22 protein-coding genes are annotated in these 21,225 nt (G+C 63.3%); 6 read left to right on the top strand and 16 right to left on the bottom strand.

Going from position 1 to position 21,225, the window contains the following annotated elements; genetic code table 11:
- Window positions 1–1,184: 1,184 nt before the first annotated feature.
- The 8 genes from ACSSVY_RS07420 to denD all read right to left on the bottom strand — a co-directional run bounded on the left by ACSSVY_RS07420 (window position 1,185) and on the right by denD (window position 8,580).
- Entirely contained in the window at window positions 1,185–1,958 is a 774-nt protein-coding gene (locus tag ACSSVY_RS07420) for a hydroxypyruvate isomerase family protein (protein ID WP_454268768.1), read from the bottom strand.
- On the bottom strand, window positions 1,958–2,602 hold the full coding sequence (gene otnC / locus ACSSVY_RS07415; RefSeq protein ID WP_454268767.1) for a 3-oxo-tetronate 4-phosphate decarboxylase: 645 nt from the start codon (window positions 2,600–2,602) through the stop codon (window positions 1,958–1,960). Before otnC ends, ACSSVY_RS07420 begins: the two co-directional genes overlap by 1 nt.
- Window positions 2,599–3,840 (bottom strand): 3-oxo-tetronate kinase, encoded by a 1,242-nt coding sequence (gene otnK / locus ACSSVY_RS07410; protein ID WP_454268766.1) that lies wholly within the window; start codon window positions 3,838–3,840, stop codon window positions 2,599–2,601. The genes otnC and otnK overlap by 4 nt, the downstream gene beginning before the upstream one ends.
- Window positions 3,840–4,730 carry an L-threonate dehydrogenase gene (gene ltnD, locus ACSSVY_RS07405; RefSeq protein WP_454268765.1) on the bottom strand — a complete coding sequence of 297 codons (891 nt, stop codon included), beginning with the start codon at window positions 4,728–4,730 and terminating at the stop codon, window positions 3,840–3,842. The genes otnK and ltnD overlap by 1 nt, the downstream gene beginning before the upstream one ends.
- Window positions 4,727–6,013 carry a TRAP transporter large permease gene (locus ACSSVY_RS07400; protein ID WP_454268764.1) on the bottom strand — a complete coding sequence of 429 codons (1,287 nt, stop codon included), beginning with the start codon at window positions 6,011–6,013 and terminating at the stop codon, window positions 4,727–4,729. Before ACSSVY_RS07400 ends, ltnD begins: the two co-directional genes overlap by 4 nt.
- Window positions 6,010–6,483, bottom strand: a complete 474-nt coding sequence (locus ACSSVY_RS07395) for a TRAP transporter small permease (protein WP_454268763.1) — start codon at window positions 6,481–6,483, stop codon at window positions 6,010–6,012. Before ACSSVY_RS07395 ends, ACSSVY_RS07400 begins: the two co-directional genes overlap by 4 nt.
- An 88-nt stretch (window positions 6,484–6,571) precedes the next feature.
- A complete protein-coding gene (locus tag ACSSVY_RS07390; RefSeq protein WP_454268762.1) occupies window positions 6,572–7,540 on the bottom strand; it encodes a TRAP transporter substrate-binding protein in 969 nt (322 codons plus the stop codon).
- Window positions 7,541–7,596: 56 nt separating this feature from the next.
- Window positions 7,597–8,580 carry a D-erythronate dehydrogenase gene (gene denD / locus ACSSVY_RS07385; RefSeq protein ID WP_454268761.1) on the bottom strand — a complete coding sequence of 328 codons (984 nt, stop codon included), beginning with the start codon at window positions 8,578–8,580 and terminating at the stop codon, window positions 7,597–7,599.
- Between the two features lie 232 nt (window positions 8,581–8,812).
- Between denD and ACSSVY_RS07380 the strand changes: the two genes are divergently transcribed.
- Window positions 8,813–9,838, top strand: a complete 1,026-nt coding sequence (locus tag ACSSVY_RS07380) for a LacI family DNA-binding transcriptional regulator (protein ID WP_454268760.1) — start codon at window positions 8,813–8,815, stop codon at window positions 9,836–9,838.
- Between the two features lie 87 nt (window positions 9,839–9,925).
- Window positions 9,926–11,248, top strand: coding sequence for an ABC1 kinase family protein (locus ACSSVY_RS07375; protein WP_454268759.1), 1,323 nt, complete (start codon window positions 9,926–9,928; stop codon window positions 11,246–11,248).
- Window positions 11,249–11,269: 21 nt separating this feature from the next.
- On the opposite strand, the gene ACSSVY_RS07370 is transcribed toward ACSSVY_RS07375, so the two are convergent.
- Window positions 11,270–12,721: a S8 family serine peptidase gene (locus ACSSVY_RS07370; RefSeq protein ID WP_454268758.1), complete on the bottom strand. Its 1,452-nt coding sequence runs from the start codon at window positions 12,719–12,721 to the stop codon at window positions 11,270–11,272.
- Between the two features lie 105 nt (window positions 12,722–12,826).
- On the opposite strand from ACSSVY_RS07370, the gene ACSSVY_RS07365 reads away from it, so the two are divergent.
- On the top strand, window positions 12,827–13,372 hold the full coding sequence (locus ACSSVY_RS07365) for an RNA polymerase sigma factor (RefSeq protein WP_454268757.1): 546 nt from the start codon (window positions 12,827–12,829) through the stop codon (window positions 13,370–13,372).
- Window positions 13,362–14,099: a hypothetical protein gene (locus ACSSVY_RS07360; RefSeq protein ID WP_454268756.1), complete on the top strand. Its 738-nt coding sequence runs from the start codon at window positions 13,362–13,364 to the stop codon at window positions 14,097–14,099. Before ACSSVY_RS07365 ends, ACSSVY_RS07360 begins: the two co-directional genes overlap by 11 nt.
- Before the next feature lie 31 nt (window positions 14,100–14,130).
- On the opposite strand, the gene ACSSVY_RS07355 is transcribed toward ACSSVY_RS07360, so the two are convergent.
- Entirely contained in the window at window positions 14,131–15,018 is an 888-nt protein-coding gene (locus ACSSVY_RS07355; RefSeq protein ID WP_454268755.1) for a LysR family transcriptional regulator, read from the bottom strand.
- A 112-nt stretch (window positions 15,019–15,130) separates the two neighbouring features.
- Here ACSSVY_RS07355 and ACSSVY_RS07350 point away from each other — a divergent pair, with 112 nt between their 5' ends.
- Both ACSSVY_RS07350 and ACSSVY_RS07345 read left to right on the top strand, forming a co-directional pair.
- The gene (locus ACSSVY_RS07350; RefSeq protein WP_454268754.1) at window positions 15,131–15,727 is read left to right on the top strand and encodes an amino acid synthesis family protein; all 597 of its coding nucleotides are present in this window, start codon (window positions 15,131–15,133) and stop codon (window positions 15,725–15,727) included.
- The gene (locus ACSSVY_RS07345; protein ID WP_454268753.1) at window positions 15,728–16,522 is read left to right on the top strand and encodes an alpha/beta fold hydrolase; all 795 of its coding nucleotides are present in this window, start codon (window positions 15,728–15,730) and stop codon (window positions 16,520–16,522) included.
- 2 nt (window positions 16,523–16,524) lie between these two features.
- Here ACSSVY_RS07345 and ACSSVY_RS07340 read toward each other — a convergent pair whose 3' ends face one another.
- The 6 genes from ACSSVY_RS07340 to ACSSVY_RS07315 all read right to left on the bottom strand — a co-directional run bounded on the left by ACSSVY_RS07340 (window position 16,525) and on the right by ACSSVY_RS07315 (window position 21,194).
- Window positions 16,525–17,040 (bottom strand): GNAT family N-acetyltransferase, encoded by a 516-nt coding sequence (locus ACSSVY_RS07340; RefSeq protein ID WP_045684742.1) that lies wholly within the window; start codon window positions 17,038–17,040, stop codon window positions 16,525–16,527.
- Window positions 17,041–17,093: 53 nt separating this feature from the next.
- Entirely contained in the window at window positions 17,094–18,086 is a 993-nt protein-coding gene (gene acuI / locus ACSSVY_RS07335; protein ID WP_454268752.1) for an acryloyl-CoA reductase, read from the bottom strand.
- A 106-nt stretch (window positions 18,087–18,192) separates the two neighbouring features.
- Window positions 18,193–19,302, bottom strand: a complete 1,110-nt coding sequence (locus ACSSVY_RS07330; protein WP_454268751.1) for a dimethylsulfoniopropionate demethylase — start codon at window positions 19,300–19,302, stop codon at window positions 18,193–18,195.
- On the bottom strand, window positions 19,299–19,814 hold the full coding sequence (locus ACSSVY_RS07325) for a DinB family protein (protein WP_454268750.1): 516 nt from the start codon (window positions 19,812–19,814) through the stop codon (window positions 19,299–19,301). Before ACSSVY_RS07325 ends, ACSSVY_RS07330 begins: the two co-directional genes overlap by 4 nt.
- Window positions 19,814–20,443, bottom strand: coding sequence for a DUF1326 domain-containing protein (locus ACSSVY_RS07320; RefSeq protein WP_037273673.1), 630 nt, complete (start codon window positions 20,441–20,443; stop codon window positions 19,814–19,816). Before ACSSVY_RS07320 ends, ACSSVY_RS07325 begins: the two co-directional genes overlap by 1 nt.
- A 16-nt stretch (window positions 20,444–20,459) precedes the next feature.
- On the bottom strand, window positions 20,460–21,194 hold the full coding sequence (locus ACSSVY_RS07315) for a DUF2182 domain-containing protein (protein ID WP_454268942.1): 735 nt from the start codon (window positions 21,192–21,194) through the stop codon (window positions 20,460–20,462).
- Window positions 21,195–21,225 lie beyond the last annotated feature (31 nt).

The following is a 21,225-nucleotide window of genomic DNA, read 5'->3' as shown; positions in this document are numbered from 1 at the left end:
GATCCGGCAACAGGACTGTCGTGATCTTGTCTGCGTGATGGCTAAGGCTGGGCGCGTCCGGCCCACCTGTGCTGATGCCCCTTTGGAAATGCCCGGCGTTGGCCCAAACCGGCCCGCCGTTGGCATGTAACACTTCCTGGTTGCCGCTTGGCTCTGGACTCGAGTCCGAGTGCGTCTTGGGTCCTGCGGAAGATAGCCCATAACACTGAGCCGTTGATCGATACGTGGTAATGTCGTGCCTCCCCACCTAGCGCCAAGTTCGAACTGAACTCCGGTCACAGGATTCTTTCCGCATGAAAGTGCCTAAACACGAGACAATGCAGGTTCTTGACGCGCAACGGCGTAGGTTTTTGGTATCTGCTCTTAGGAATTCTAGGTCTGTGATGGAAATTCCATACTTTGAGATTAAAACACTTGGCTACTCACACGCAAACATCGGTCCAATTGTACGAAGCACAGCCATCCAACAATGGATGATCGCCTGCTTCGGCATAAGGTAACCATTTCGTTACTCCTCAATCAAGAATGAAACATGCATTACTGACGCCTTTTCGAACAAAAAATGCCTTGCGTTATCTTGAATTCTTAAAATTTCAATTAAAAGGTCAGTTAACTAATTGTTAAGACCTTATAGGTTGCAGAATCCATTTGAGATACCAACTGGCCTCGGCCCCTGTCATTCCGGATCGATCATCACGGATACAGAATAAATATGTTTAAGGTCAATATGTTATTAAATTCCGCAGGCGAGATTCAGCCCAACAACTCGCCCAATGCCCATAAACTCCGCGCGAAACAGCCACCCAATTAGACCCGCGATCGTGCTTTTACCTATAGAGATGAGATACTTAACAGTATCAGTAAAAGTCTATCTGCGATTGATCTTTGAACAGAAATAATTAGAATATCCGCCCACGTTGCATGATCCAGTATTGAATCCCGCTCTGGATTAAAAAATCCACCCAACATGGCGACGTATGAGGATCAGCGCATGATTGTAAGGTTCGGGATCCACATACCTAAGCGTCGGCCTCTTTCAGCATGCCAATCCGGCGATGCCGCCCCCGATCCCTGGATAATTCCGGCACCTGTAAGACTCCAGAAATTCCATGCGCCGAGAGACGGACCCCGTTACATTTCATGATCTATCCGGCACCGGATCGCTCGCGGGTCACGACACAGGCTTACAACGCCCCGAAGTGCGCCAGCCAACCCAACGTGGCCTCCGTGCCCGCGTCGCCGGGGCGGTATTCTGCGCCGAACGGCACTTGCCAGCCCAGATCAACCATCTGCGGCAAGAGCCAGCCATAATCCACCTCGCCCCTGTCCGGCGCACCACGATCCGGCACCCCGGCGATTTGCACATGGCCGATGATCGACTGATAGCGCGTAAACCGCCGCAGCAGATCACCCTCCATGATTTGCAAATGATAACAGTCAAACATCATCCGCAGATTATCCCGCCCCAGCGCCGCAATCACCGCCGCCGCCGCAGCGCTCGACGACAGGTGATAGCCCGGCACATCGCGGTGATTGATCGGCTCGATCAGGATCGTCAGCCCCATGGGCGCGGCCAGATCACAGGCATAGGCCAGATTGCCGCGATACACCGCCTCCGCCTCTGCCCCGCCATCTATGCGTCCGGCCATGACATGCACCGCGCCCGCGCCAATGGCCTGCGCATAGTCCACCGCCTGCCGGATGGCCGCGCGCGCCTCGTCCTCGCGCCCCGGCAGGGCAGCCAAGCCGAAATCGCCCGCCGCCCGGTCGCCGGGCCATGTGTTCAACCCCAGCATCGGCAGGCCGGTCTCCTCCAGCGCCGCGCGCACCTCTGCTGCGGCAAACTCATAGGGAAAATGACATTCCACCGCCGCAAATCCCACCCGCGCCGCAGCACGGATCGCGTCGGGCAAGGGCCGCTCGGTGAACAAGAAGCCCAGATTGGCCGAATACCGCATCAGTCCCAGTCCACCTCGAACTTGCGCACCACCTGCGCGATTTGCTCCGCATCCAGCGCCCGCGCCCCGGTTCCCCGCAAAATCAGCGCGAGCTTGGCGGTCTCTTCCAGCTCTTCCATCGCGAACACCGCCGCCTCCAGATCCTTGCCCGCCACCACCGGGCCATGATTGGCCAACAAGACGGACGCGCGTCGCCCCGCCAACCCTCGGATCGCCCCGGCCATCGCGGCATCTCCCGGCACAAAGAACGGCAAGAGCGCCACCTTGCCTACTCGCATCACCGCATAGGCCGTGAGCGGTGGCACGGCATTGTCAGGGTCCGTGTCGGGCAGGATCGAGAGAGCGACCGAATGGGTGGAATGCAGATGCACCACCGCCCCCGCACTCTGCCGCGTCTCGTAAAAGGCTGCGTGCAGCGGCATTTCCTTGGTCGGTGCATCCCCCGAAATCAATCGCCCGCCGGCGTCAAACCGGCTGAGCCGCGCCGGATCAAGCCGCCCCATGCTGACCCCCGTCGGCGTCACCAACAGCCCGCCATCCTCGGTCCGCACCGAGATATTGCCCGACGCCCCGCCGGTCAGCCCGCGATCAAACATCGACTTGGCCCAGAAACACAGGTCTTCGCGCAGGCGGCTTTCGGTCATGCGGAATGCTCCATCATCTGCGCCGCCTCAACAAAGAAATCCGGCCCGCCAAAATTCCCTGATTTAAGCGCCAGCAACAGCTCATCCCCCGCGCGCATCACCGGCACGCCGGGGGCAATTTCCGGCCCGATCTCTAGCTGCGTCAGACCCAGCCCCTCAACCACCGCGCCCGAGGTCTCGCCGCCTGCACTGATCAACCGCGTCACACCCCGCGCGACCAGCGCCTGCGCCAATTCCGCAAAGAGCGCCTCGATCGCCCCGGCCACAGCCCCGGTCCCGAACGTCGCCTGATCCTGCGCCACACGGGCGGGATCGGCGGAGGAATAGATCAACGGAATCCCCCCCTGCGCCAAGGCCCAATCCGCCAGATCCTCCGGGGCAACCCGACCCGCCATGACCTCTGCCGCAGAGATTTCCCTCGCCGGATGAGAGGCCGCGTGCCGCGCCACCTGCCCGCGCGTGGCAAGGGAACAAGACCCCGAGAGAACCGCGACCGGACCAGCCTGCCCGCGCCAAAGGCCATCCTGCCCCGCCAACTCCCCGCGCGACCGGAAATTATCCGGCAGACCCATGGCAATCCCTGATCCGCCTGTGATCAGCGGCAAGTCCGCCGCCGCATGGCCCAAGGCCACCAGATCCGCATCGCTGATCGCATCTGCCACGATCAACCGATGCTCTTGCGCCGCCAATGCCGCCCGGATCGCCCCCGCCCCTTGCCGCACAACCTGCGCGCCCAGATGACCGACCGTGCCGCGCACCTGCGCCGCCAGCCAGCGGCGAATATCGGGGTCGGTCATCGGGGTGAGCGGATGATGCTGCATCCCGCTCTCGCTCAAGAGCCGGTCATTCACAAATAGATGCCCCTGATAGACCGTCCGCCCCGCCCCCGGAAAGGCCGGGCAAAAGATCACTTGCCGCGCGCCCAAGGCTTCGGCCAAGGCCTCGGCCACCGGGCCGATATTGCCCTCAGGCGTTGAATCAAACGTCGAGCAATACTTGAACAGAAACTGCCGGCACCCCTGCGCCCGCAACCAATCAAGCGCCGCCAGCGATTGCGCCACCGCCTCCGTCACCGGGATCGAGCGAGATTTGAGCGCGACCACCCCGGCCTCTACCCCCGCCCCGGAAGGCGCAACCGGCACGCCCACATATTGCACCGACCGCATGCCCGTCTTGGTCAGCGTATTGGCCAGATCGCTCGACCCGGTGAAATCATCGCCAATACAGCCCAAGAGCATCAGCCGTCCCCCGGCAATCGAAGGCCTGCGCGCGCGGCGAAATGCTTGGTAATAGCCGCGTCATCGGCGCGGCCCAACCCCGCAGCAGAGGCCGCGCGATATTCGCCCAGCGCCGCCTCGACCAGCGGCAGGGGCAGGGTCGCGCGCGCAGCAATATCCCGGACAATCCCAAGATCCTTGGGCCAGATGTCGATGGCCGAGCGCGGGCTATAATCCGCCTCGATCACATGCGGCGCGCGGTTCTCGAACATCCACGAATTGCCCGCCGACACCTTGATCACCTCCAACACACGGGCCAAATCAAGCCCTTGAGAGGTGGCAAAACACAGCGCCTCGCCCATTGCCGCGATATGCACACCCGCCAGCAACTGATTGACCGCCTTCATCGCCGATCCCGGCCCGGCGCAATCGCCCAAGCGATGCACCGTTTCCGCCAGTGCCGCCAGAACCCCCGCCGCACGGTCAAACGCCTCAGGCCGCCCCGACGCCATGATTGACAGTCGCCCCTCCGCCGCCTTGACCGCCCCGCCCGAAATCGGCGCATCGAGATAATGCAGCCCCCGGCGCATGGCCTCGTCCTCCATCTCGCGGGCAAACTCTGGCGCGACCGTGGCACAGCCCAGAATGACGCCGCCCGTCTTCACCCCATCGGCCCAGCCTTGCGCCCCAAAGAGCGCATCGCGCGTCTGTGCGGCATTGAGCACGACGCAGACCAGCACCCCCGCCTTGGGCGACACCCGGTCCAGCGCATGCCCGCCCGCGGCACCCAGCAAATCCCGACGCGCGGTATCAGGATCATGGCCATAGGTCTCGAACCCGGCACGCAGCGCCGATTGCGCCATGCCAAGGCCCATCGACCCCAGCCCCACAAAATGCACGATCTCTGTCATGGTCCCACCGAAAGAATGGTTTGCATCGGCCAGAGCGTGATGGCCGGAATATAGGTGATCAGCATGAGCGCGCCGAACACGGTCAGCACGAACCAGAAGAGGTGCGGAATGACCTTTTCAATCGAGAGATTCGCCACCGCACAGGCCGCAAAGAGATTGACGCCCAGCGGCGGCGTAATCATCCCCAGCGCCAGATTGACCACGAGGATCAATCCGAAATGCACCGGATCAACCCCGTAGGATACCGCAATCGGCGCCAATATCGGCGCCAGCACAAGGATCGCCGCCGATGTCTCAATGAACATGCCAACCACCAGCAGCATCAGGTTCACCACCAGCAGAAAGGCAAAGCGGCTCTCAAAAATATCCTTGAACCAGGCTGCAATTTCATTGGGCAGGCCAGAGCGCGTTATGAGAAACGAGAAAAGCGCCGCCGCCGCAATGATGAGCATGATCGCCGCCGTCGCCAAAACCGTCTTTTTCAGGATTTCGGGCAGGTCCGCAAAGCGCAATTCCCGGTAGAACACCATGCCCACGATCACGGCTGCGGCCACGGCCGCCGCACTCGCCTCTGTCGGTGTGAAAACGCCCGAATAGATGCCGCCCAGGATGACCACCGGCACGATCAACGCAGGTAAGGCGGACCAGAGCGCCGGGCCCACCCGTGGCCGGTCTCGCCCATCCTCTAGCCCGATGCCCCGCACCCGACAGAGGATCAGCACCAGTGCCATCAACGATCCTGCCACCAGAAACCCCGGCCCTATACCCGCAAGGAACAATTGGCCAATCGAGGTGTCCGTAGACACCCCGTAGAGGATCAGAGGGATCGACGGCGGAATTAGTACGCCCAACTCGGCGGAACTCGCCTGAACCGAGGCCGCCATGGGGGCCGGATAGCCGTGCTTCACCATCGCCGGAATGAGGATCGCGCCAATCGCAAAGGTCGTGGCCACCGACGAGCCAGAGACAGAGGCGAACATCATGCAGGTTAGCACACAGGACGCGGCCAGCCCCCCTTGGATGCCGCCCACTATGGATTTCGCGAGTTCCACCAAACGATGTGAAATCCCCCCCGCCGACATGAGATTGCCCGCGAGAATGAAAAGTGGAATCGCCATCAGCGGGAAACTGTCAATGCCCGTGAACATCCGCTGCGCCACGAGAAGAAGCGGCAAGCGGCCATTGGCCTCAATCCCGATGACCGAGGCGAGACCAATCGCCACCGCAATCGGAACCCCGGCCAAAAAGAAAATCGCAAGGGACAGCGCCAGTGCCGCGTTCATTGCAGGCCCGCCGAGAACTCAACCGCGCCCTTTCGAACCGCCCGTATCACACAACCCAAAATAGCCAGCAGGATAAACACCGACCCCACCGGCAGCGCCGCATAGACCCAGGCAATCGAGATTTCCAGCGCCGCCAGCTTTTGCGACATGACCCGTTCGGTCATCGCCCAGCCCTGCCAGAACAGGATGCAGAAAAACACCACCGACAATCCCATCGACACCAGATAGAGCACAAAGCCAAGGCGCGGCGGCAGCATCTTTTGCACGATCTCGACCGCGATCATCGCCCCTTCTCGAAACGCTGGTGCCACAGCCAGAAACACACACCAGATCATCGCCGAGCGCGTGATCACCTCAGACCATGTCGAGGGATGCCCAAAGACAAAGCGCGTCGTGACCTGATACAGCGCAAGTCCGACCGCGATCAGCAAAAAGCCAATCGCCAACCGCAAGGCCAGTTGCGTGGTCATGGCCTCAAATCTCAGAAACAACGACATCTTTGCCCTTCCGTCAGCCCCCGGCGCGATCCCCGCGCCGGGGGCAGCTTCGTGCCTTGGATCACTCGACGGCCTTGATCCGCTCGATCATCTCGCCGCCATACTGATCCGTATAGACCGAGTAAGACGCCTTTTCGGCCAGCGCCGCAAACGGGGCCTTGTCGATGTCGGTGATCACCTCCATGCCGTTTTCCCGCAAGAGCGCGACGCCCGCCTCTTCAAGCCGGTTGACCTCTGCGCGCGTCGCCGCCGCCGAGGCCTTGGCCGCCTCTGCAAACCAGCCGCGCTCTTCATCGCTCAAACCATCGAGCAGGACCGGCGAGGCCAATACGGCTGCGGGCGAATAGACATGCCCGGTGAGCGAGACATATTTCTGCACCTCCCAGAATTTCGACGCGGTGATCACCGTGACCGGGTTTTCCTGACCGTCCACGACACCCTGCTGCAACGCGGTAAACAGTTCAGGAAAGGCCATCGGGGTCGGAGCAGCACCCATGCCCTCGAAAGCCGCCATATGCACCTTATTCTCCATCGTGCGCAGCTTGAGCCCCGCCAGATCCTCGGGCGTGCGCACGGCGCGCTGCGAGTTGGTCACATGGCGAAACCCGTTCTCGGACCAGGCCAGCGCCACCAGATTGTTCTTGCTGATCTCATCCAGCAATTCCTGCCCGATCTCGCCATCCAGCACGGTGCGGGCATGGTCATAGTCACGGAAGAGGAACGGCAGATCGAGCGCATAGACCTGCGGCACGAAATTGCCCAAGGGGCCGGTCGAGGTGATGACCACATCGAGCGAGCCGATTTGCAGCCCTTCGATCATGTCCCGCTCGCCGCCCAATTGCCCGGCGGGGGCCTGCTCGCCGGTAAAGGCACCGCCCGACAATTCGGTCAGCGTGTCGATAAAGGCCTGCGCCCCCACCCCGTAATGCGATGTGGGTGACAGCGCGTGGCCCACCACGATATTCTGTTGTGCCCCGGCCGTGGTGGCCAGACCCAGCGCGGCAAGCGCACCCAGTGCAAAATGTCTCATGTGATCCTCCTCCTTGGTTTTCGTTGGTTCAGTCATCCGGAGCCTCCCGTGCCCCGTCAGTTCCGTGCCAGACTATCCATATACTCCTGCACAATCTCTGCAAAATCCCCGTTGGGTGCAAATCCCAGCGCCTCGGCGCGCGGCGTGATGATCTGCCCCGGCCATGTGGTCACGATCCGCTCGATCGCGGCATCGGGCCGCTCTGTAACGCGCGCCGCCACCTCGGACCCCGCCAAGGTCTCCAACGTATCCAGCATCGCCCCCACCGTCACCGAAATCCCCGGCAGGGTCACGGTGGTTTCCAGACCCAGATCGGATTGCGCCAGCCCTATGGCGGTCAGCGTATAGTCGAGCGCCTTGGCGGGCGAGGCAAGATGCATCCGCAAATTGCGCCCCACCGGCAATTCCGCCGCCATCCCCGCCAGAGGCTCGCGGATGATCCCGCTGGCAAAGCCCGATGCCGCGCGATTGGGCTTGCCCGCCCGCACCGCGATGGTCGGATAGCGCAGCGCGCGGCCCCGGATATACCCTTTGCGGCTGGCATCGCGCACCAGCAATTCCCCCATCAGCTTTTGCGTGCCGTAGGACGACAGCGGCGCGGGCTGGGTCTCCTCTGTAATCGTGTCATTGTCGGCGCAGGAAAACACCGCGACAGACGAGGAAAAGACAAACACCGGCGGTTTGCGCAGGCTGCGGCAGGCGTCGATCAGGGCAATCGTCGCTTGCAAGTTGACCGCCATGCCCAGCGCGTAATCCTCTTCCGCCTGACCCGAGACGACACCGGCCAGATGGATCACCAACTCGGGCGCATCCTCGACAACCCGCGCCAATATTTCCGCACTGTCCAGCGCCCCCGGCAGGGCATGCACCCGCCGACAGGACTGCGCCAGATCAAGCAACGGTGCCTCGGCAATATCTGTGGCAAGGAGGGCCGCAATCCGGCGCTCTTGACCATCCACGATCAGGCTGTCCCGCTCCGAGAGCGCGCGCACGACCCGCTGACCGATGAATCCCGCTGCTCCGGTGATCAGAATACGCACGCCAAATCCCCCTCGATCCGGACTGAACCAAGTAATGACAGCGCTGTCAATATGGTTCTGTCCGATGGCGCCGGAGGTAGAGAAGCCGCCTCGGAACTTGAACTCCTGTGTCGCCAAAAATGACCGTATCCTCCCCACGCGGAACAAGTCGCGGCGCGCCGCCGAGCGGCTCTGCACCCCTTCCCACACAGATTCTCAATGACAGCGCCATCATTTTGCGCAATCTGGAGTTATGGACCCGAACCCGCCCGATCCACCGCCCCGCCGCCCGACCCTCTCGCAGGTGGCCGAGGCCGCAGGCGTGAGTGAAATCACCGCAAGCCGCGCCTTGCGGGGCGGCAGCGCTGTTGCCAATGACACCCGCCTCAAGGTCGAAAAGGCCGCGCGCGCCCTCAATTACGTGCCAAACCGTCTGGCCGGAACGCTCGCGGGCGGGGCCTCTCGTCAGGTCGCGGTGATCCTGCCCTCACTCTCGAACATCGTCTTTGCCGATGTGCTCAAGGGCCTCGAAACCCGCCTCGAACAGGACGGATATCACCCGATCCTCGGCATTTCACATTATGATGCCGCCCGCGAAGAGCACCTCTTGCGCGACCTGCTGTCATGGCGACCTGCGGGCCTCGTTCTGGCCCCAACCGCCGGGAACGAGGCGACGCGCCGCCTGTTGCGCGCCGCCGAAATGCCAGTGGTTGAGGTGATGGATACCGACTCGGATGTGGCCGATATGGTCGTCGGTTTCTCGCACCGCGCCGCCGGACGGTCGATGGCGCATTACCTGATCGGGCGCGGCTATCGCCGAATTGCCTATATCGGTCATGACATCTCAACCGATTTTCGCGCGTTGGCCCGGCTTGACGGGTTCAAGGACGGTCTAGCCGAAGTGGGCCTTACCCTTGCAAACACGCTCATGCTTGACGGCCCATCCTCGGTGCCACTGGGTCGGACAGGTCTGGCGCAGCTTCTCGCCACCGCGTCCCCGGCCCCCAAAGCGGTGTTCTTCTCCAATGATGACATGGCCGTCGGCGGCGTCTTTCACTGTCAGACCGCCGGGCTATCGCTTCCCGGTGACATCGCCCTTGCAGGATTCAACGGCCTCAGCATCGGGCAAGCACTGCCGACGCCTCTCACCACCATCGCGTCCAATCGCGAACGCATCGGTTTTGTCGCGGCAGATCACATCCTGCGCAGCCTCGCCGGCGAAACTCCGCCAAAAATCACCCGCATAGAGTTCCGTCTCGTCCCGGGTAGCACCGCCTGATCGATGCTTATGCCCCCGCAACATGGTCTGGCAATCACGCGACAGCGCCCCATCTTGCCCCTCACATCGGGCTGAGGAGTGGATCAAATGGCGCGCAACGACGATCTGGACGGGTCTTACCCCGTGCCCGGCAACCGTCTTGGCCGCATGCTGCGCCTTGGTGGCATGACCACCGGTATCTTGGGCGACATGGTGGCCAGTGGAGTGCGTCAAGCCGCGCAAGGCCAGCGACCACGGCTTCCCGGACTGCTGCTGACGCCCGCCACAGCCCGGCGCGTGACCCGAGATCTGGGCCAGATGCGTGGCGCGGCGATGAAGCTGGGGCAGATGTTGTCGATGGACACAGGCCTTGTGCTGCCGCCCGAGATGACCGCGATCATGGCCGCCCTGCGCGACGAGGCGCCGCATATGCCCCCGAAACAGCTGCAATCAGTGCTGAATGCCGAATGGGGTGCGGGCTGGTATGGGCGGTTCAAACGCTTCGATCTGCGCCCCTTCGCCGCCGCCTCGATCGGACAGGTGCACCGCGCGCAGACCGTCGATGGCCGCGATCTTGCGATCAAGGTGCAATATCCCGGCGTGCGCGCCAGCATCGACAGCGACATCGACAATCTGGCGACACTCTTGCGCGTGCCGGGCCTGATCCCGCGCGAGATGGACCTTGGCCCGATACTGCGCGAGGCCAAGGCGCACCTGCATCAAGAGGCCGACTACCTCTCCGAGGCCCGACATCTCACCGCGTTTCAGAAACGTCTCGCGGGTTCAGACGCGTTCCGTCTCCCTGACCTCCACACCGATCTCAGCACGCCACATGTGCTGGCCATGTCCTATATCGAGAGCCAGCCCATAGACGCGCTGATCGACGCCCCCCAAGACCTGCGCGACCACATTGCACAGCATCTGATCGCTCTGACCTTGCGGGAACTCTTCGACTTTGGCCTGATGCAGACCGATCCCAACCTCGCCAATTACCGCTTTGACACGGCCGCGCGCCGCATCGTCCTTTTGGATTTTGGGGCCGTAATGGCGATTGCCCCGGATCTCACACAGGATTTTCGTGGCTTGCTGAACGCCGCGCTCGAGTGCGATGCCGCTCGCACCCGCGCCGCCATGCTCCGCATCGGCTATTTTGATGCCGCGACGTCCACCCGGCATCAGGATTTGATCCTCGAGATGTTCAACACCGCCATGGCCCCGCTGCGCCAGAGCACACCGTTTGATTTCGGCAGCGCCGATCTTATGAAAACCCTGCGCGACATGGGGCTGGCGATGGGGTCAGAGCGCGATCTGACCCATGTGCCCCCGCCCGCAACGATGTTCCTGCACCGCAAGATTGGCGGCATGTACCTGCTCGCCACCAAACTCCGGGCCCGCGTCGCCCTGCGCCCAATGCTGGAGCGTCACCAGTGACAGCCGTGGCTCTGGGCCAATCTAATCCGCCAGAACCGGAATGATGCCGACCCGAGCCGGGTTCGGGCAGCTATTCCCAAGATTTAGCAGTCCATGACCAAAGATGTCATCCGTTCCAGCCTCCCCGAGATCCACCGCGCTTTGCGCCAAGGCGGCCCGGATTTCCGCCGGGGACGAACCCGGATGCGTCTGTTGCCAGAGCGCCACAGCAGCGGTGACATAGGGGGCGGCAAAGGATGTGCCGGTTTTCCACCGCGCCCCCTTGATGGACGCAGCCGTCCAAACCTCGACCCCCGGCGCGGCAAGATGCACATGCGGACCCCGTCCCGCGCGACGATAGGGGCCCCCTGCCTTGTCCACCGCCGTGACGGCAATCACGCTCTCGTAGGCGGCAGGATAGGCGGGCGGGGCATTGGGCCCGCCATTGCCCGCCGCTGCCACGACCACAATCCCCTCTGCGCGCTCCAACTCGGCCAATGTCTGCTCCAACACCGCATTGGCTGGGCCCGTGAGACTGAGGTTGATCACCGTCGCCCCGGCCTCGACCAGATGATCGAGACCGCGCACGAGAGTAAAGGCATCGGCGCGCTCATCCCCTGACGCCTTGTGAAACGCATCCACCGCGACCAGCGGCAAACCGGGCAAGAGACCCGGCGCGCGCGAGGCGGCATCGCCCACCAAAAGAGCGGCCACAGCCGTCCCATGAATGGCATCCGAGGCATTGTATTCTTCAGGTGCCACCCGCAGGAGCGCCACTTGCGCCCCCGCAAGCGCCGCGTGGTCGGTATTGATCCCGGTATCAATCATGCCGATGATGACCGGCATGCCGCAGCCCCCCGGTCCGATATGATCAGGCCAGTTGATCAAGCCGCGCGCCGGGCAATGCAGACCCTCACATGGCTCCGCGACACTCTCTGTCCCCACCGCATCCGATGCCATGTCTGCACCGGCACGGTAGTAATGATTGAAATCCGCCACCTCACCCGTGGGCAGTGCCTGAACCGCCGCACGCGCCTCTTGCAAACTGGTGTTTTCGGGCACCAAGAGCCGCTGCATGGTCAATCCAAGGCTCGCCAGATCAACGCGGTCCAAAATGCCGTAGCCCTGCGCCACAAGCGCTGCGGCGTCTTCATCGCTCAGACCGCGTGCAATGATCTCACGCTCGGCCTCGGTCGGGCGGGGCGCGGCGCGCGGCGCAGGGCTTGCGCGTTGCGTTCGGCGAGGCAGCTGAAGATTGAACAGCGAGCGCAAATTACGGCGGTATTCGCGGAAACTGGTTTCCCCGACGCCGATACGACCTGCACCGGACCCGCCGCCGCCATCATCGCCGTCATCCCCATCATCGCCATCCCCATCCCCGTCGCCATCGTCAGCCCAGGCCACACTGACCGGGGACAGCCCAGAAAACCACGGCCCGGTCAGGGCAATGAGGCCAATCAAAATCAGCACGGCGCTTGGTCGCCACTGTCTCACCTGTTTTTCTCCTCTTGTCGTCCCCACGCTACATGCCATGTTGTGTAAAACGAAATAGATCAGACTTTATTCCCGACACCCCCCAGTTTCAGAGGCCAAGCCACAATGTCTGACAAGTTCACCGAGGATGTCGTGGCTCTTTTGCCCGCCCTCAAGCGATTTGCGCTGTCGCTCTGCCGCCGCGGTGATCTCGCCGACGATCTGGTGCAGATCACGGCCGAGCGCGCGTTTCGCGCCCGAGACCGGTTTGACACCGCGACCCATCTACAGGCTTGGCTCTTTCGCATTCTCCGCAACGCGTGGATTGACACCCTGCGACGCGACGCGACGCGCGGCGAGACCGTTGATATCCACGAAAGCCCGCAACCTGATCCTATCGACAGCGCCGCCCAGACAGATGATCGGCTGACCCTGAACGCCGTGCGCATCGCGATGGCGGACTTGCCCGAGGATCAGCGCATGGTGATGCATCTGGTTTGCATCGAAGGGTTGAGCTATGCCGAAACCGCCGCGACACTCGACATCCCTCAGGGCACCGTCATGAGCCGCCTCAGTCGCGCCCGGCTTGCCCTTGCAAAAGCCGTGGGAATAGACAGCAGCCCCAGCCGTTATCCTCAGGCAAGGGGAAGGAGCAGAACCGATGCAGATTGATGACGACACACTGATGTCCCTCGCCGATGGCGAAATCACAGGCCCCAAGGCCGAGGCACTGCTTGCCCAGATTGTCACCGACAAGGCTTTGGCTGCACGCTACGCCCTCTTCGTCGAGACCGCACATTTGGCACAGCAAGCGATGCAGGACCATCCCGATGCACAGGTCTCCGAGGCGCTCATCGCGCGCGTCCGCGCCATGGGCGAGGCCAGCGCACCGCCGGAGGCATCCAATGTGGTGTCCCTGCGCACAGCGCCAGCGCCCGCCGCGCCGACCCGTTGGCAGCCGCTGTCCCTCGCTGCCAGCCTCGCCCTCGCCGTTGGAATCGGCGCGGGGCTGCTTCTGTCAGGCGGTGCAGAAGAGACCCCGCGTGGCGCGCCCTTCAGCATCGCCCTTACCGAACGCCTCGACAGCCTGCCTTCGGGGAATGCGGCGCAACTCTCGGATGGCACCGCCTTGACCGTGGTCGCCTCCTTCACCGATGCAGCAGGCCAGTTCTGCCGAGAATATGAGGCGGCAACACCCGAGCGCGGCGGCTATGTCGCCGTTGCCTGTCGCGCAGATGGCGATTGGCAGTTGCAGTTTGCCATGGCGCAGGCTGGCGCGGCGGATGCAGCGGGCGCTTATGCCCCTGCCTCAGCCCTCGACGCGCTTGACGCCTTCTTCAGCGCCACAGGCGCAAGCCAGCCCATGACCCCGGACGAAGAGCGCGCCTTTCTAGAATAGGGGGGCGCACGAGGCGCAATAGAAACATCCCCTAGCCCGGAATGACAAACCGACGGTCAGGATGCTCCAGCCAATCCGCCGACCGCGCCCTGAGCGCGCCCACCAAGGGCGCGAACCACTCCCAATTCGCCGCAGCACTGTCATTGACCACAAGCATCTTCTTGCGGCTATAGATCGGCGCCTCGTGCAACTCAAAAAGCCGCCCCTCGGCCACGAGCGGGGCCGCCAATGCACGCGGCAAATAGGCCGACCCGCCCCGCTCCAACAGGAATTGCAGCGCCCAAAAAGAACTGTCGAAACTGACCCGCGCAATGCCTGCATCGTGATAGGTCTCGCCATGGGCGCGGCGATAGTCCTCGCCGTGATCCACGAAAATATACTTGGGATCGGCCCGAATCGAGGTCACTTCGCGGTCGGAATACAGCACCAACTCTTCCGGCGGTAACGCATAGACCGTCTGATTGCCCCGCGCCGAGGCCCCATAGGTCAGGATCACATCCACCAACCCCGCCGCCAGCCAATCCTCCAACTCGCGCCCGCCCCCCTGCTGCACCGACACGGCCATATCGGGATGGCCCTGCACCACCCCATCGAAAAACGCCCGCCCCGGCCCGTGCCACAACTCGCGATCACAGCCAAAGGTGCAGACCGAACTGAGACCCGCAGGCAAACCCGTCTCATAGCGCGCCTGCCGCCACAGCCCGGTCATGATCCGCGCATAACGTAACAGCTTGGTGCCCGCCGGGGTCAGCGTCGTGCCCGATTTCTGCCGATTGAGAAGCTGCTGCCCCAGCTCATCCTCCAGCGATTTGAGCCGCGCCGTCACCGTCGATTGCGTGACGTTCAGCTTTTGCGAGGCGCGCACCAGATTGCCGGTGTCGACGATGGCCAGAAAGGTCTGCAAGGCGGTGATGTTCATCAAGGACTCTCAATTCGGATTTTCCGCATGTTTGCAGCAAAACAATTCGTTTTCAAGAATGCTCCCTTTGTGTCACCTTCCACCGGCCGCCTCAAATCACCAAGGACAGACCATGACCCTAGAGCTTCGCCGCAGCCTCACCCTCGTGCAACGCACCCACGGCGAAGGCGGCAAGGATGTGGCCGACCCCACGCTGCTCGTCGCCGCCATGGCGATCATCCGCAACCCGTGGTTCGGGCGTGGTCATGTCGAGGATCTCGGCCCCGAAATTCGCGCGCAAGGCCCGGTGTTGGGCCGCATGCTGACCGACATGATCCTTGAGGTCACCGGCGACCGCCTCGAAGGCTATGGCAAGGCCAGCGTCGTCGGCATGGGCGGCGAGTTGGAACATGCCATGGCCCTCACCCACACGCTCTGGTTCGGCAATCAGTTCCGCGACGCGGTCAAGGCCAAGACCTACCTCGCCTTCACCAACACCCGCGGCGCCGCCGGGGCCGCCCTGATGATCCCGCTGATGGACAAGGACGACGCCGGGCGGCGCTCGCATTACCAGACCATCCACACCGTTGTGCCAGACGCGCCCGCCGAGGATGAAATCATCCTCGCCCTTGGCGCGTCGGTTGGCGGGCATCCGCATCACCGCATCGGCAACCGCTACGAGGATCTGCGCGAAATGGGCCATGATCCCGACAATCCCGCTGGCATCTGAATGGCACTCTCCCCCGATGGCACCGCCTATGACCTGAGCGGCCCCGAACAGGGCCCCGTCGTGGTGCTGATCCACGGCCTTGGTCTGTCGCGCAACAGCACATGGGGCGTGATCGCGCCGCTCTTGGCGAAACGCTTCCGCGTGCTCAGCTACGATCTGCCGGGACATGGGCAGAGCGCCCCCCACGCGGGGCCGCTCACCCTCTCCACGCTGTCACTTCAACTCGTCACCCTGATGGACCGGCTGGCGCTGCCGCACGCGGCCCTCGTGGGATTTTCGCTTGGCGGCATGATCAACCGACGCGTGGCGCTTGATCACCCCGCCCGTGTCTCGGCGCTCGCCATCCTAAATTCGCCCCATGAACGGGCCCCCGACCTGCAAGCGCGGGTCGCGGCACAGGCGCGCGATGCCGCCGCAGGCGGCCCTGCCGCGACCATCGACGCCGCGCTGGAACGGTGGTTCACCCCCGAGTTCCGCGCCTCAAGCCCCGAAAAGATCGACACCATCCGCGCAACCGTGCTCGCCACCGATCCCGCCAGCTATGCGGCGCATCGGCTCGTGCTGGCAGAGGGCGTAACCGAACTGATCCGGCCCCAGCCGCCGCTAACCCTGCCCAGCTTGGTGATGACGTGTGAAAACGACAGCGGCTCAACCCCGACCATGGCCGAGGCCATCGCCGCAGAGATCACGGACAGCCAGTGCCTGATCCTGCCCGCCCTGCGCCACCTCGGATTGATCGAGGCTCCCCAAGCCTTTGCGGGCAGGCTTACACAATTCCTCAGCCTGCACGCCTGAGATCACGCCTCCTCGGGGCCCAACCACTTGAACATGACGCGCGCATCGACCAGACCCGCTTGGGGATGGCGAAACGCCCGAGGCAAACGCCCCACCGTCTCAAATCCCAGATGCTCCCAAAGCGCAATCGCGCCCCGGTTTGTCTCGACCACGAAATTGAACTGCATCGCCAGATAGCCAAGCTCGCGCGCCTCATCCTGCGACTGCACACACATGGCGCGCGCGATGCCCTGCCCGCGCGCCGCCTCGGCCACCATATAGCCTGCGTTGCACACATGGGCCCCGCCCCCGGCCTGATTGGTCTTGAGGTAATAGGTGCCCAGAACCTCGCCACCGCGTTCGGCCACATAGGTGGCGCGCGGCGCCTCCATCCAGAGCGAACGCACCGCCTCGCGGGTCAGACCCGCCTCGATGGCATAGGTATCACCCAACCGGATCACATCGCGCACGATAGGCCAGATCGCGGCAAAATCCGCCTCGCGCGCCAGCCTGATCGTGATACCTGCCTGTTCTGTCATACCACTCTCCCCCGCCCGCAATGGCTAGCGGGGGCGAGACACTTTGGCAAGTCTCAGCCGTTCAGATCGACCACAACCCGGCCCTTGACCTGCCCCTTCAGAATATCCGCCCCCAGACGCGGCAGATCTGCCAACGTGGCAGGTGTGATCATCGCCTCGAGCTTGTCCATCGGCAGGTCTCGTGCGATCCGCTCCCAGGCCCGCAGACGGTTCGCATAAGGCTGCATCACGCTGTCGATCCCCAAGAGATTGACGCCGCGCAACAGGAACGGAATGACTGTCGCAGGCAGGCCCACGCCCCCCGCCAACCCAACGGCGGCAACACTTGCGCCATATTTCATCTGGCCGAGAACCCGCGCCAGCATCGCGCCGCCCACGGCATCGACGCAACCCGTCCAATTCTCGCTCTCGAGCGGTCGCTTGACCGTCTCGGCCAGCTCCTCACGCGGCACGATGCGGCTGGCCCCCAATCCATGCAGATAGCCCTCCTGCTCAGGCCGCCCTGTCACAGCGGCCACGTCATACCCCAGATGCGCCAGAATGGCTGTGGCCACGCTGCCCACACCGCCAGCCGCCCCGGTGACCAGCACCTCGCCATGCCCCGGCACGAGCCCGTGATCCTCCAGAGCCATCACCGCCAGCATGGCGGTAAAGCCAGCGGTGCCCACCGCCATCGCCGCCCGCGTATCCAGCCCCTCGGGCAAGGGCACCAGCCAATCGGCGCGCACCCGCGCCTTTTGGGAATACCCGCCCCAATGCGCCTCGCCCACGCGCCAGCCGGTCAGAACCACCTTGTCACCGGGCTTGTAACGGTCGTCAGAACTTGCCTCGACCGTGCCCGCAAAATCAATTCCCGGCACATGCGGATAGGACCGCACCAGACCGCCGCCCGGCCCGATGCAGAGCCCGTCCTTGTAATTCACCGTGGAATATTCGACCGCCACCGTCACCTCGGAGTCCGGCAAATCGTCCAACGTCAAGGTCTTCACCGCAGCGGATGTCTTACCGCTCTCTGCGTCTTTCTCGACGACCAATGCCTTGAACATTTCATTCTCCTTCTGTCATGCAGGCGTTACGCCCCGCTTCATCTGGCCAAAAATACCTCGGGGGGACGCCCGGAACGGGCGGCGGGGGCAGCGCCCCCATCCCCTCTCAGGCCCAGAACTTCTCTCGAACCCGTGCCGCGCGCGGCCCCTCCGGGGTCTCGACCGTCACCTCTGTCCCGGCATCCCAATGCGTCATTCGCACCATTGAGATCGCCACATTCGTCCCGAAATCCGGCGACCACGTTGCCGAACTGACCCGACCCACGCGCTTACCTCCCGCCATCACCGGCCACCACCGGTCACAGCGTGGCACAGCCGCTCCTTCGATCTCCAGCGCACGGATTTGCTGCACCGGCCCTTCCTTGGCCACCCGCAAGAGCGCATCCCGCCCGATACAGCCAATCGCCGTATGGGTGTTGCAAAACTTGCCCAATCCGCACTCGTGCGGCGTGTTGTCGTCGGTCATGTCATTGCCATAGCTCAGCAATCCGCCCTCGATCCGCTCAATCAGATTGGGGCATCCGGCATGGACATCCATGCCCTTCCCGGCCTCCATCAGCGCATGCCAGAGCGGCATACCGATATCGCCGCCCTCGACATAGATCTCAAAGCCGCCCTGCTTGGAATAGCCCGAACGCGCGATCACCATATCCCGGCCCTGAAAATCGAAATGCCCAAAGCGAAAGAACCGGATATCACGCACACTGTCGCCAAAAACCGCCGCCATCAGATCATCGGCGCGCGGGCCTTGGACCGCCAACGGGCTCACGTCCGGCTCATCCACCAACACGTCCAGCCGCCATCCATGTGCCGTGGCCCTGATCCAATAGAGCAGGTCCGAATCCGCAATCGAAATCCACCAGCGGTCCTCGGCCAGCTTGACCGCCACCGGATCGTTGAGCATGCCGCCCGTCTCATCGACGATGGGCACATAATAGCACTGCCCGGCCGTCATGCCGCGCAAGTCGCGGGGCGTCAGCATCTGCATCAACTTTGCCGCATCCGGGCCGCGCAATTCCACTTGCCGCTCGCAGGCCACGTCCCAGACCTGCACCGCGTCTTTCAAGTGGCGATAATCTTCCTCAACCGAACGGAACACCGTGGGCAAGAGCATGTGGTTATAAACCGTATAGGCCTTGACCCCCGCCGCTTCGACCCCTTCAGAAAAAGGCGTGCGACGCAACCGGCGTGACAGGGACAAAAGGGGTGCGCTCATAAAGCCTCCTCAGGCATGAAGACAAGATCGGTGACCGGGGCGGGCAGGCCCGCGCGTGTCAGCATCGCATGCACCTGCCCCCGGTGGTGGGTCTGATGGTTGAAGAAATGCGTGACGCAAAGCGCCATCGGGCGGCTGACCTCCGCGCCCTTGACGGCGGAAAACCATTTGAGGTAACCGGTGAGGTCAAGGCTGTGCAGGCCCCGCGCCCAGAGCCGGAGCGCCCCATCGGTGGCGAACCGCTCCGCGCCCCACGCAGCCCCCGTCGGCGTGAGTGTCGTGCTCTCGGCCATGCCGCCCTCCGGCGCCGCGACTTTGGCCCCGAACCGATGCAGCCAGAGCCGATCCGCCCAAAGGATATGGTTGAGCGTTCCGAGGATCGAGCCAAAGAAGGCCCCGTGATCCTCGGTCAGCACCGTGCGGCTCACGCCATCCACCGCGCGCATGATCTGCGCATTCTGCCAGGCATTATAGCGCGCCATCAGGCGCACATGATCCGCCGCCAGCAGCATCAGCGCGGACCTTTCCAATCAATCTGGCAGATTTCCGCGCTGCGCCCGTCGAAATCCCACACCCGGCCAAAGGCGCGCACGCGCCCCTTGGTGGCGGTGGCGACGGTGATGTCGGGACCCATCCAGTATTCGGTGTTGGTGACAACAATATCCTCGCCCTTGTGGCCCGGCACCGGCACCACTTCGCCTTGGATCTTCTTGCCCACCATCAGGCGGCGCGCATTGCCTTCGGTCTCGAAAATGACCGGCGCGCGCTCGGCCCCCAGAAATTCGCTGACCAGCACGCCGAAAAGACCCGTCGTGCCGCGCGCCTTGCCCGAAAAGATATTGACCAGCGCCTCATAGGCATCCTCGCTCGCGCGCTCGTCGATAAAGGCCGCCGCTTTCCAGTTGCCGCGCGCCATGAGGCCGGGGATTTCCAGCATGAGACCCACGTTGAGGCCGCTCAGGTCCTCGTCGCCATAGTGACCCTCGTCGATGCGCACGCCCGACCACGCCTGACAATAGCCCTCGGTGGGCGCATGTTTGCCCAAAGAGACCACGCAGGGGCAGAATACCGTGCAGTTGCAGTTGAGGATCAACTCCCCTTTGATCGCCCAGGGCACAGTGCCCAACGTATCCAAAGCCATTTTCCAGCCTCCTCTCTCAGATTGACGTGAACAGAACCCAAACAGACGCCGCCATCAGCCCGGCCCCCAAGGGCCGGGTCAGATAGCGACCAAGTTGGGGCAGTTTTTCCAGAACCATGATCACCGTCGCCAGCCCCATGAAGGCGAGGTTCATCACCCCCCCAACAAAGGCCAGCGCCATCAGCGCCCAGCAGCAGCCAAGGCAGACCAGCCCCAGCCGCACGCCATTGCGCACAGCGCCCTCATCCCAATGCTGCATAAAGAACGACAGCGGGCGGCGGCATTTCGACAGGCACGCGTCCTTGACCGGGCTGAACTGATAGGCCCCGGCCACAGCCAGCAGCCCCGCCGACAAAACGCCAGAGCGGCTATCGCCAAACGCCGTCAGCAACCCCGCCTGAAAGAGCGCCATCTGCGCCCCCGCCGCAATCACCGAAAACCCGAGCCAGACCGCCAGATACCCCGCCACCAATGCGCCAAACCGTGTCTCGCCGGTGTGGCTCAGCTCCTCATAGGTGGCAAAGGCCGGGAGCGCGGTGGGGGCCATCATCGCCGCAGACATCAGCGCCCACATCAGGATGATCCGGCCAAATCCAGCGGCATCGGGCGTGACAATGCACAGGCTTTGCAGGAAATCGGCCCCAAAAATCACCGCCCCGTCGCGCAAATCAGCGGGCAAAGCCATCGCATAGAGCAGCCCCCAGGCCCCGAGAATAAGGCCGAACAGCACCAGCCAGTGCCCTCCGCCCATCCGCCTGACCTGCGCCGCAATCATCGCCTCA

It is taken from the genome of Roseovarius sp. MBR-51, assembly GCF_053628575.1.
This window is presented reverse-complemented; position numbering and strand designations above follow the sequence as displayed.

Bases quoted from the DNA above. Each gene is read 5' to 3' on its own strand.
- ACSSVY_RS07340 (WP_045684742.1), bottom strand. From the start codon at position 17,040: ATGACAGAACAGGCAGGTATCACGATCAGGCTGGCGCGCGAGGCGGAT.
- ACSSVY_RS07375 (WP_454268759.1), top strand. From the start codon at position 9,926: ATGGCGCGCAACGACGATCTGGACGGGTCTTACCCCGTGCCCGGCAAC.
- ACSSVY_RS07345 (WP_454268753.1), top strand. From the start codon at position 15,728: ATGGCACTCTCCCCCGATGGCACCGCCTATGACCTGAGCGGCCCCGAA.
- ACSSVY_RS07360 (WP_454268756.1), top strand. From the start codon at position 13,362: ATGCAGATTGATGACGACACACTGATGTCCCTCGCCGATGGCGAAATC.
- acuI (WP_454268752.1), bottom strand. From the start codon at position 18,086: ATGTTCAAGGCATTGGTCGTCGAGAAAGACGCAGAGAGCGGTAAGACA.
- ACSSVY_RS07420 (WP_454268768.1), bottom strand. From the start codon at position 1,958: ATGCGGTATTCGGCCAATCTGGGCTTCTTGTTCACCGAGCGGCCCTTG.
- ACSSVY_RS07390 (WP_454268762.1), bottom strand. From the start codon at position 7,540: ATGAGACATTTTGCACTGGGTGCGCTTGCCGCGCTGGGTCTGGCCACC.
- ACSSVY_RS07320 (WP_037273673.1), bottom strand. From the start codon at position 20,443: ATGGCTTTGGATACGTTGGGCACTGTGCCCTGGGCGATCAAAGGGGAG.
- ltnD (WP_454268765.1), bottom strand. From the start codon at position 4,730: ATGACAGAGATCGTGCATTTTGTGGGGCTGGGGTCGATGGGCCTTGGC.
- ACSSVY_RS07330 (WP_454268751.1), bottom strand. From the start codon at position 19,302: ATGAGCGCACCCCTTTTGTCCCTGTCACGCCGGTTGCGTCGCACGCCT.
- otnK (WP_454268766.1), bottom strand. From the start codon at position 3,840: ATGCTCTTGGGCTGTATTGGCGATGATTTCACCGGGTCGAGCGATCTG.
- ACSSVY_RS07380 (WP_454268760.1), top strand. From the start codon at position 8,813: ATGGACCCGAACCCGCCCGATCCACCGCCCCGCCGCCCGACCCTCTCG.
- ACSSVY_RS07350 (WP_454268754.1), top strand. From the start codon at position 15,131: ATGACCCTAGAGCTTCGCCGCAGCCTCACCCTCGTGCAACGCACCCAC.
- ACSSVY_RS07400 (WP_454268764.1), bottom strand. From the start codon at position 6,013: ATGAACGCGGCACTGGCGCTGTCCCTTGCGATTTTCTTTTTGGCCGGG.
- ACSSVY_RS07315 (WP_454268942.1), bottom strand. From the start codon at position 21,194: ATGGGCGGAGGGCACTGGCTGGTGCTGTTCGGCCTTATTCTCGGGGCC.
- ACSSVY_RS07365 (WP_454268757.1), top strand. From the start codon at position 12,827: ATGTCTGACAAGTTCACCGAGGATGTCGTGGCTCTTTTGCCCGCCCTC.
- ACSSVY_RS07395 (WP_454268763.1), bottom strand. From the start codon at position 6,483: ATGACCACGCAACTGGCCTTGCGGTTGGCGATTGGCTTTTTGCTGATC.
- otnC (WP_454268767.1), bottom strand. From the start codon at position 2,602: ATGACCGAAAGCCGCCTGCGCGAAGACCTGTGTTTCTGGGCCAAGTCG.
- ACSSVY_RS07325 (WP_454268750.1), bottom strand. From the start codon at position 19,814: ATGCTGCTGGCGGCGGATCATGTGCGCCTGATGGCGCGCTATAATGCC.
- ACSSVY_RS07355 (WP_454268755.1), bottom strand. From the start codon at position 15,018: ATGAACATCACCGCCTTGCAGACCTTTCTGGCCATCGTCGACACCGGC.